We start from the raw sequence: 9,587 nt of genomic DNA on the forward strand, positions 1-9,587 counted from the left end.
CTCATCCGGATCTCCGACGCGCTCGGGGTGCCGCTCACCCGGCTCGTCCAGGTCGAGGAGGAGCCACCGGTGCGGATGTTCCGGCCGGAGCGGCAACGGCCCCCTGGCCGCGGTGGCGGCGCTCCGGCTGCCCGGTGAGCCGGGCGCCGACCGTCCCGGCGAGGTCGACATCCAGGTCCGCCCCGAGCACCGGCGCCGCGGCCTCGGCGCCCGGCTCCTCGCCGCGGCCGCGGAGGGGCTGCGCGCCGACGGCCGCTCCAGCGTGATCGCGCAGGTCCTCGCGGGCACCCCGGCCGTCCCGTTCCTGGAGTCGCACGGCTTCGAGTGCGTGCTGACCCTGCGCGGCATGCTGCTGAGGCTGGACGAAGTCCCCGCCGAGCGCGTGGCGCGGCTGCTGGCCGAGGCGCCCGCCGGGTACCGGCTCGCGCGCTGGCGGGGCGTGGTGCCGGACGAGCACGCCGACGCCCTCGCCCGCGCCAAGCACGCCATGGCCGACTTCGCCGAGTACGAGGGGACGCCCTGGGACGCGCACCGCGTCCGCGAGATGGCCGAGATCGTCGCCAAGCGCGGCGACGACCTCTACACGGTCGCGGCGCTGTCGGGAGGCGTCATCGCCGGGTTCACCGAGGTCGTGGTGCCGGCCGGGTGCGCCGGGCGCGCGGCGCAGTACGACACGGCGGTGCTGCCCGAGCACCGCGGCAGGCGGCTCGGCATCTGGGTGAAGGCGGCGATGCTGCGCTGGCTGGGGGATGAGTGCCCCGGCGTGCGGGAAATCGAAACGGACAATTCCGGCGACAACGCCCACATGCTCGCCGTGAACGAGGAGCTCGGCTTCCGGCTGGAGCGCGAGTCCCTGGAGTACCAGGCGGCCGTGTCCGCCCTCCCCGCCTCCGGTCGCTGACCGGAAAACACGTTGCCCCCGAGGCCCGCCGCTGGGCATTCTCATGGAGGTCTTCCGGGAAATGCCCGGAAGGCGGAGAATTGCCGAAGCATTTCCTCGTAGTTCAACGGCAGAACGCCGCACTGTTAATGCGGATATCCAGGTTCGAATCCTGGCGGGGGAGCGGCACGGGCCAGGGAGGTGACGCGGTGAACGTGCTCGTCCTGAACGCGTCGTACGAACCCATGCAGAGGGTCGATCTGCGGCACGCCATCCGCATGCTGGTGCGCGAGGTGGCCGTGGTCGAGGAGGCGGAGGAGGGCCGCACCTTCGGCCGCTTCCCGGTCCCGCGGGTCCTTCGCCTCGTCCGCTACGTCGCGATGCGCTGGAGGCACGGCAGGCGCCCGCCCTGGACCAAGCGCGGCGTCTACCTGCGCGACGGGGGCCGCTGCTGCTACTGCGGGAAGCGCGGCAACACGATCGACCACGTCCACCCGCAGTCCCGCGGCGGCGCGGACACCTGGGAGAACACCGTCCTGGCGTGCGGCAGGTGCAACAACCGCAAGGGCGACCGGACGCTCGCCGAGGCCGGGCTGCGGCTGCTGTCGTCGCCGCGGGTGCCGCGCTGGGAGGAGCTCGTCGGGCCGTGACGGGGGCGCCGGGTCCGCCCGGCGTGCTCGGGGGAGGGGCCGGACCGCACCGGGCGGTCCGGCCCTCGGCCTCTCGGCGCGGCGCCGTCTGGTAGTCCGCGCGTGACGGTGTGTGTTTTGTGAAGCTTGTGAGGTAAATAGGGCGATTGTGGTAATGTGCCGCCAATCTTGAGCTTTGTTATCTAGGAGAGATCTGTGGCGGCCCTCGATCCCCCCGGCAGGACTCCCCGCCCCCCGCGCGGGCGCGGAACGGCGAAGCGCCTCGCGGCGCTGGCGCTCGCGGCGGGCGTCTCGGCGGCGCTGCCGCCGGTGTCGGGCAGCGCGGCGGCCCTCCCGCAGCAGCCGAAGGACCTGAAGAAGGAGTACGCCAAGCTCAAGGCGCGCTCGGAGAAGCTCTCCAAGGAGTACCGGGGCGAGCTGGTCTCCCTCGAAGAGGCGAAGAAGGCCGCCGAGCGGGCGGGAGCGGACGCGACCAGGGCCGGCCGCGAGTACGACGCCGCGCGCGTCGACGTGGCCCGCCTGGCGTCCACCACCTACATGACCGGCCGCCTCGACGTGATCCCGATGATCTCCTCCGCCGAGCCGGGCGCCGCCGTCCGCGACGCCGCCGTGATCGAGCACATCACCCGCAACAACGGCCGCCGCATCCAGAACCTGGAGGCGCTGAGCGCCAGGGCGGTCCAGTCACAGGCGACGGCCAGGAAGAAGCTGGACGAGGTCAAGAAGGAGATCGACGACCTGGAGGGCCAGCGCGCCCGCGTCAAGAAGCTGCTCGCCAAGTACAAGCCGGAGACGACCCGCACCACCGCCCCCGCCGGCGGCGGACGCCCGGACGGGGCGAGCGGCGCGAAGTCCCCGATCGTCGGCAACTCCATGACCGCGCGGATGCGCACCGTGCTGCTGGAGATCGACGGGAAGTTCGGCGCCTTCCCCACCATCGGCTGCGCGCGGCCCGGCGACCCGCAGGACCACGGCTCGGGCCGGGCATGCGACTTCATGGAGAGCACCGGCGGCAGGATGCCGAGCGCATCCGCCCAGGCGCACGGCGACCGGGTCGCCCAGTACGTGATCGACAACGCGTCCCGCCTCGGCATCAAGTACGTCATCTGGAAGCAGCGCATCTACGACATGCGCGGCAGCGGCGGCTGGAGCCAGATGGAGGACCGCGGCAGCGTCACCCAGAACCACTTCGACCACGTCCACGTCTCCGTGCTCTGACGGGTCCGCGCTCCTCCCCGGCGTCTCACTGCTCGCCGGGTTCGACGACGGCGGACTCGCGGGCGGAGCGGGCGGCGGCCTCGATGACCTCCAGCCCGGTGATCGCCTCGGCGAGCGTGACCGGGGGCGGCGCGCCGTCCCGCAGCGTGCGCAGGACGCCGGCGTAGAAGTCGTGGTAGGCCCCGGCGGCCGTGGGCTCGGGGGTCTCGTTCCCGGGCGTGCCGAGCACGCCGCTGGACCCGGGCGGGGCGATGCCGTAGCCGGGGTCGCCGGGGGCGAGACCCGCGCGGAGTTGCTCCTCCTGGACGTCCATGCCCGGGACCGCGTACGCCGCGTCGCTGCCGAGGACCCGGAAGCGCGGCCCGAGGCTGGCCGCCGTGGCGCTCATCCAGAGGTGCGATCGGGCGCCGCCCGGATGGGACAGGGCCACGAACACGTCGTCGGCGGCCGTGGCTCCCGGGCGGCGGGTGTCGATCTCGGCGTAGACCCGGTCCGGCGGGCCGAGCAGCGCGATGGCCTGGTCGACGAGGTGGGACCCGAGGTCGAACAGGATGCCGCCCGCGTCGCGGGGGTCGGCGCTCTCCTTCCAGCTCTCCTTGACCTGCGGCCGCCAGCGCTCGAAGCGGGACTCCAGGCGCCGGACGTCGCCGAGGGCGCCGGAGGAGACGAGCCGCCGCACCGTCTGGAAGTCGCCGTCCCAGCGGCGGTTGTGGAAGGGGAAGACCGGCAGGCCCCGGACGGCGCTCAGCGCGGCGAGGGAGCGGGCGTCGGCCGAGGTGGCCGCGACGGGCTTGTCCACGACGACGGGCAGGCCCGAGGTCAGCGCCGTCCGCGCCAGCGGCACGTGCTGCCGGTTGGGGGCGGTGACCACCACCAGGTCGCAGGCGCCCGAGGCCCCCCACAGCCGGTCCACGCTGTCGAGGACCTCGGCCTCCGGGTACCGCTCGCGCACGGCCCGCTGCCGCTCCGGGGCGCCGGTGACGACCGCGGCCAGCCGCATCCCCGGCACGGACGAGATCAGCGGGGCGTGGAACACCGAGCCGCCGGTGCCGTATCCGATCAGAGCAACGCGCAGGTCCATGTCCCGATCATGACCGATGGCGCGGCGGGGGGCGGGCGGCGGGGCCCCGATCGGCGGTGCGGGGCACGCACGGCCGACGCCGGATCCACGTAGGCTTTCATACGGGGTTGTGCCGGAACGAGGGGGACATGTTGTCCAAACCAGTGCTGCTGACGGTCGACGACGACCCGGGCGTGTCCCGGGCCGTGGCGCGGGACCTGCGCCGCCGGTACGCCGAGGGGTACCGGATCGTGCGCGCCGAGTCGGGCGGGCAGGCCTTGGAGGCGCTGGCCGAACTGCGGCTGCGCGGCGACGACACGGCCGTGCTGCTCGCCGACTACCGGATGCCCGGGATGGACGGCGTGGAGTTCCTGGAACGCGCCATGGACCTGTTCCCGTTCGCGCGCCGGATCCTGCTCACCGCCTACGCCGACACCGACGCGGCGATCCGCGCGATCAACGACGTCGACCTCGACCACTACATGCTGAAGCCGTGGAACCCGCCGGAGGAGAAGTTCTACCCGGTGATCGACGAGCAGCTGGACGCCTGGGCGCGCGTCGACCGGCGCCCGCCGGGCGAGCTGCGGGTGGTGGGGCACCGCTGGTCGGCCCGCTGCTACGAGGTCCGCGACTTCCTGGCCCGCCACCAGGTGCCCTACACCTGGCTGATGGACGGCGACCCCGAGGGCGCCCAGCTGGTCGCGGCGGCGGCGTGCCCGGAGCTGCCGCTGATCGTCACCGCGGACGGGGGGACGCTGTCGGCCCCGTCCGACGCCGAGCTGGCCGCCGCGGTCGGCCTTCCGAGCACCCCGTCCACCGGCTTCTACGACCTGATCGTCGTCGGCGGCGGCCCGTCCGGTCTCGGCGCGGCCGTGTACGGGGCGTCCGAGGGCCTGAGGACGGTGGTCGTGGAGCGCCGCGCCCTCGGCGGCCAGGCCGGGCAGAGCTCCCGCATCGAGAACTACCTCGGCTTCCCCGACGGGGTGAGCGGCGCGCAGCTCGCCGACCGGGCCCGCCGCCAGGCCGACCGGTTCGGCGCCGAGCTGCTGCAGGCCGGCGAGGTCACCGCGCTGGAGTCGCGTGGCACGGCCCGGGTGGCGCGGCTGTCGGACGGGACGGAGATCGCCGCGCACGCCGTCATCCTCGCCACCGGCGTCTCCTACCGGCGCCTCAACGCGCAGGGCGTGGACGACTTCGTCGGGCGCGGCGTGTACTACGGTGCCGCGCTCACCGAGGCGCCGTCCTGCGCGGACGAGGAGGTCGCCGTCGTCGGCGGCGCCAACTCCGCCGGCCAGGCGGCCGTGCACCTGGCCAAGTACGCCAGGAAGGTGCACATCATCGTCCGGGCCGAGGGCCTGGAGAAGTCGATGTCGCACTACCTGGTCGAGCAGATCGCGGCGACGCCCAACATCGAGGTGCACACCGGCAAGACGGTGTGCGCGGCGGAGGGCGCCGACCGGCTGGAACGCCTCACGTTCGCGTGGCCGGGCGGAAAGAAGACCATCGACGCGCACTGGCTGTTCGTGTTCATCGGCGCGGAGCCGGGCACGCAGTGGCTGGACGGCTTCGTCGAGCGCGACGCGCGCGGGTACGTCCTGACCGGGCCCGACCTCGTCGGCGGGGGCCGCCGCCCCGCCGGGTGGCCGCTCGCCCGCCAGCCCTACCACCTGGAGACCAGCGTCCCCGGGGTGTTCGCGGCGGGCGACGTCCGCGCGGAGTCGATGAAGCGGGTGGCGTCCGCGGTCGGCGACGGCGCGATGGCCGTCGCGTTGGTCCACCGTTACCTGGAGCAGGCATGAACACCGCGTCACCGGAGCAGCTGCGGGAGCTGTTCCTCTTCGAGGACCTCGACGACGAGAAGCTCGGCTGGCTGTCGGCCTGCGGGACGGTCGCGGACTACCCGCAGGACGGGATCATCTGCGCCCAGGGCGACGCCGCGGAGTTCCTCTACGTGCTGCTCGACGGCGAGATGGTGATGACCCAGAACGTCCGGGGCCACGTGGCGCAGGTCAGCCGGACCGACCGGCCCGGCACCTACGGCGGGGCGGTGCAGGCGTACCTGGGCGACAAGATCGAGCAGAGGTACCAGCACTCGCTGCGCGCGACGCGCCCCACGCGGGTCTTCGTGCTGCCGGCGTACAAGTTCGCCAAGATGGTCCGCAAGTGGTTCCCGATGGCCACGCACCTGCTGGAGGGCGTCTTCTTCGGGATGACCAACGCGCGGCGGGTCGTCGACCAGCGTGAGCGCCTCACCGCGCTCGGCACCATCACCGCGGGCCTCACCCATGAGCTGAACAACCCGGCCGCCGCCGCGGCGCGGGCCAGCGCCGAGCTCGGCGACCGGCTGATCGGCGCGCAGAAGAGCCTCGCCGACCTCGCCGCGCAGGGCGTCGACTGCACCCATCTGAGCGCGCTGGTGTCGCTGCGCCCGGCGCTGCCCGCCGCGCCCGGCGGTCGCCGCAGCCCGCTGGAGGTCAGCGACGCCGAGGACGAGCTCGGCGACTGGCTGGAGGAGCACGGCGTCGAGGACGCCTGGGAGCTCGCGCCGGGCCTGGTGGCCGCCGGGATCGGCATCGAGCAGGCCGAGGAGGTCGAGCGGGCGGCGGGGGGCCACCTGCCCGCCGCGATGCGCTGGCTGGCCGAGGTGATGGAGGTGACCCAGCTCCAGGCGGAGATCTCCGAGGCGATGGGCCGCATCACCGCGCTGCTGGACTCGGCCCGGCAGTACTCCCAGCTCGACCGCGCGCCCTACCGGCGCACCGACCTGCGCGAGCTGCTGGACAGCACGCTCACCATGCTCAAGCGCAAGTTCGGGGACGGCGTGACGGTCAAGACCGTCTACGACGAGACGCTGCCGCCCGTCCCGGTCTACGCGGCCGAGCTGAACCAGGTGTGGACCAACCTGATCGTCAACGCGCTCCAGGCGATGCAGGGCAGCGGCACGCTGACGATCCGCACCGCCCGCGAGGACGACTACGCGCTGGTGGAGATCGCCGACACGGGGACCGGCATCCCCGAGGAGGACCTCGCCCGCATCTTCACGCCGTTCTTCACCACCAAGCCGGTGGGGGAGGGCACGGGGCTCGGCCTCGACATCTCCTGGCGCATCGTCGCGGGCCGGCACGGCGGCGACATCCGGGTGGAGTCGCTGCCCGGCGACACCCGGTTCCAGGTCCTGCTCCCGCTCACCGAGCCCGCCGAGGAGCCCGCTCAGTAGGACTGGAGCTCCAGCAGGTTCCCGCCGGGGTCGCGCAGATGGGCGGTGCGCAGCCCCGGCCCCCACTCGGGGCGGTCCCGCGGCCCGGCGACCTGGACGGCGCCGAGCCCGCGGAGCGTCACGGCCGCCGCGTCGACGTCGTCCACGCGCAGCACCAGCATCGAGCCGTCCTGCCCGGACGGCGCGGGCAGGTCCGCGGTGCCGACGGCCTCGGCCATCCGCGCGCGCCCCATCACGACCAGCAAGGCCTCGCCCCGCAGGTCCCAGTTCGCGTACTCGGCCTCCGGGATCAGCTTGACCGGCTCGATCCCGATCAGCGCGCGCAGCGCCGCCTCGTAGAAGGCCGCGCAGGCTCGGAAGTCGTCCACCAGAAGGCGCGGATACAGCGCGTCCATGCCGTCCCCAATCGTGGGTGCTCACCAATGATTGGGGTCACCCTACAATAGGTGGATGGACGAGACCGCCGGGCCCCTGCCGCCCCGCCTGCTCGGGATCACCACGTTCGTGCTCGCCCAGGTCGGGCGGGCCGGACGGGCGCGGATGGGCCGCATGATGGACGAGCACGGCCTCGGCCTCTGGCACTTCGCCGTCCTGTCCGCGCTGGACGACGCCGCGCCCGCCTCGCAGCGCGACCTGGGCGTCCGGCTGCGCATCGACCCGAGCGACCTCGTCGAGGTCGTGGGCCGGCTGGAGGAGGCCGGGCTCGTCCGCCGCGAGCGCGACCCGGCCGACCGCCGCCGCTACGTGGTCGAGCTGACCGCCGAGGGCCGCGCGGAGCTGGACGAGGTCACCCGCCGCGCGGCCGGGCTGGACGACGAGCTGCTGGCGCCGCTCGCCCCGGACGACCGGGCCGCCCTGGAGCGCATCGCCCGCGTCCTGCTCGCCCACCACGATCCGCGGGCGCGGCCGGCCGACGCGAAGGCCCCGGCGCCGCCGAGCGCGCCGGGGCCGGGGGACGGGCGGCCTACTCGAACAGGTCGGGCTGCTCGCGGGTGATCTGGTCGTAGAGGGGCTGGTAGTTGATCCAGCCGACCAGGTCGTTGCCGATCTGCTCGTGGGTCAGGACGGCGTTGTCGTGCTCGATCGGGACGACCTGCCCCGCGGCCTTGGCCAGCAGCTGCACCTGGCAGGAGCGCTCCATCGTGATGAACCACCACGCGGCGGCGTCCACGGTGTCGCCGACGGTGAGCAGGCCGTGGTTGCGCAGGATGACGGCCTTGTGGCCGCCGAGGGCGGCGGCGATGCGCTTGCCCTCCTCCAGGTCGGTGACGACGCCGGTGTAGTCGTCGAACAGGCCGTGGTCCTGGTAGAACGCGCACACGTCCTGCGTGATCGGCTCCAGCTTCTGCCCGAGCGCGGAGATCGCCCGCCCGTAGGTGGAGTGGCTGTGCGCGGCCGCCACCACGTCCGGGCGCGCCTGGTGCACCTGCGAGTGGATCGCGAACGCCGCCTCGTTGACCGGGTAGCGTCCCTCGACGACCTTGCCCTCGTGGTTCACCAGGATCAGGTCGCTGACCCGGATGTGCTTGAACGACATGCCGAACGGGTTCACCCAGAAATGGTCGGTGCGCTCGGGGTCGCGGGCGGTGATGTGCCCGGCCACGCCCTCCTCGAAGCCGAACTTGCCGAAGATGCGCAGCGCGGCGGTGAGCCTCTCCTTGCGGTGCCGGCGCTCGTCCGCGACGTCGTCGAACGTGGGCGGCAGCCGGAAGATCAGGTCGGTCGGCAGCTTCTCCAGGAACTCTTCCTCGTCGGACATCGCGCACTCCTTGGCTCGTCTCCCGACCACCGAACACCATGGCCGGCCCTCCCGGCTAGACCGGCGGCGCCCAACGCCGGCACGACCGGTTGTCCGGAACAGACAAGCGGGCCGCACAATGGAGGGATGGAGCCCAGCGCAGGCGACCGGTTCCTGCGGTTGCTGATCGAGCACACCGACGACCCGGTGCTGCTGGAGGCGACGGTCCGCGCCGCCCGCGGCCGGTCGGCGCTGGTGGCCGCGCTGCCGGAGGAGGAGACCAGGCGGCACACCCGCGCCCTGGTGCACGGGGTGCTGACCGCGCTGGAGGACGGCGAGCCGAGCGAGGAGGCGCTCGCGGCGGCGGAGCGGCTCGGCTCGGACCGGGCCCGGCAGGGCGTGCCCGTCGCGGCGTTCCTGGACGGCTTCCAGGCGGGCCGCGCCCACCTCGTCCGCGCCCTCGTCGCCGACGGCCGCCGCAGGGGCGTCCCGGACGCGGCGCTGCTGGACGGCGTGACCCGCATCGACGAGATCACCACCGCGCTGGTGCAGCGGATGGTCCACGCGCACCGGGTCGCCGAGCTGGAGATGGCGCGGACCGTCCGCGAGGGCCGCCTCCAGATGCTCCGGCAGCTGCTGCACGGCGAGTCCGTCCCCGTGCTCGCCCCGCTCGACGCCCGCGCCGCCTACCACTGCGTGGTCTCCGACGTCAGCGACCCCGCCGTGGCGGAGCACCAGCTCGCGCCGCCGCACGTAGCCCGAGGGGTCCGGCAGCTCGGTGTTGTGGATCCAGGCGACCGGCTCCTCCAGGGCCCCCGGAGGGC

9 protein-coding genes, 1 tRNA gene and 1 pseudogene are annotated in these 9,587 nt (G+C 73.7%); 8 read left to right on the plus strand and 3 right to left on the minus strand.

What is annotated here, in order from left to right:
- The first annotated feature begins 112 nt into the window (after positions 1 to 112).
- The 4 genes from AB0K37_RS37500 to AB0K37_RS37515 all read left to right on the plus strand — a co-directional run bounded on the left by AB0K37_RS37500 (position 113) and on the right by AB0K37_RS37515 (position 2,748).
- The gene (locus tag AB0K37_RS37500) at positions 113 to 901 is read left to right on the plus strand and encodes a GNAT family N-acetyltransferase (RefSeq protein ID WP_363989669.1); all 789 of its coding nucleotides are present in this window, start codon (positions 113 to 115) and stop codon (positions 899 to 901) included.
- Between the two features lie 92 nt (positions 902 to 993).
- A tRNA-Asn gene (locus tag AB0K37_RS37505) sits at positions 994 to 1,064 on the plus strand.
- A gap of 25 nt (positions 1,065 to 1,089) precedes the next feature.
- Positions 1,090 to 1,530, plus strand: coding sequence for an HNH endonuclease (locus AB0K37_RS37510; RefSeq protein ID WP_345176053.1), 441 nt, complete (start codon positions 1,090 to 1,092; stop codon positions 1,528 to 1,530).
- A 195-nt stretch (positions 1,531 to 1,725) separates the two neighbouring features.
- The gene (locus AB0K37_RS37515; protein WP_363989671.1) at positions 1,726 to 2,748 is read left to right on the plus strand and encodes a hypothetical protein; all 1,023 of its coding nucleotides are present in this window, start codon (positions 1,726 to 1,728) and stop codon (positions 2,746 to 2,748) included.
- Positions 2,749 to 2,773: 25 nt separating this feature from the next.
- Here the strand turns inward: AB0K37_RS37515 and AB0K37_RS37520 are convergent, their stop codons facing one another.
- Positions 2,774 to 3,829: a Gfo/Idh/MocA family oxidoreductase gene (locus tag AB0K37_RS37520; RefSeq protein WP_363989674.1), complete on the minus strand. Its 1,056-nt coding sequence runs from the start codon at positions 3,827 to 3,829 to the stop codon at positions 2,774 to 2,776.
- Positions 3,830 to 3,957: 128 nt separating this feature from the next.
- On the opposite strand from AB0K37_RS37520, the gene AB0K37_RS37525 reads away from it, so the two are divergent.
- Together AB0K37_RS37525 and AB0K37_RS37530 are read left to right on the plus strand one after the other, a co-directional pair.
- Positions 3,958 to 5,607, plus strand: coding sequence for an FAD-dependent oxidoreductase (locus tag AB0K37_RS37525; protein ID WP_363989677.1), 1,650 nt, complete (start codon positions 3,958 to 3,960; stop codon positions 5,605 to 5,607).
- Complete coding sequence (locus AB0K37_RS37530; protein ID WP_363989680.1) at positions 5,604 to 7,025, plus strand: ATP-binding protein; 1,422 nt, start codon at positions 5,604 to 5,606, stop codon at positions 7,023 to 7,025. The genes AB0K37_RS37525 and AB0K37_RS37530 overlap by 4 nt, the downstream gene beginning before the upstream one ends.
- Here the strand turns inward: AB0K37_RS37530 and AB0K37_RS37535 are convergent.
- On the minus strand, positions 7,019 to 7,420 hold the full coding sequence (locus AB0K37_RS37535; RefSeq protein ID WP_363989683.1) for a VOC family protein: 402 nt from the start codon (positions 7,418 to 7,420) through the stop codon (positions 7,019 to 7,021). The genes AB0K37_RS37530 and AB0K37_RS37535 overlap by 7 nt on opposite strands.
- Positions 7,421 to 7,475: 55 nt before the next feature.
- On the opposite strand from AB0K37_RS37535, the gene AB0K37_RS37540 reads away from it, so the two are divergent.
- On the plus strand, positions 7,476 to 8,021 hold the full coding sequence (locus AB0K37_RS37540; RefSeq protein WP_363989686.1) for a MarR family transcriptional regulator: 546 nt from the start codon (positions 7,476 to 7,478) through the stop codon (positions 8,019 to 8,021).
- Here AB0K37_RS37540 and AB0K37_RS37545 read toward each other — a convergent pair.
- Complete coding sequence (locus AB0K37_RS37545) at positions 7,990 to 8,784, minus strand: class II aldolase/adducin family protein (RefSeq protein ID WP_185024228.1); 795 nt, start codon at positions 8,782 to 8,784, stop codon at positions 7,990 to 7,992. The genes AB0K37_RS37540 and AB0K37_RS37545 overlap by 32 nt on opposite strands.
- A 126-nt stretch (positions 8,785 to 8,910) precedes the next feature.
- Here AB0K37_RS37545 and AB0K37_RS37550 point away from each other — a divergent pair.
- A pseudogene (locus tag AB0K37_RS37550) lies at positions 8,911 to 9,587 on the plus strand (PucR family transcriptional regulator); the annotation flags it as partial.

The organism is Actinomadura sp. NPDC049753 (genome assembly GCF_040674655.1).
Taxonomy (GTDB): Bacteria; Actinomycetota; Actinomycetes; order Streptosporangiales; family Streptosporangiaceae; genus Spirillospora; species Spirillospora verrucosospora.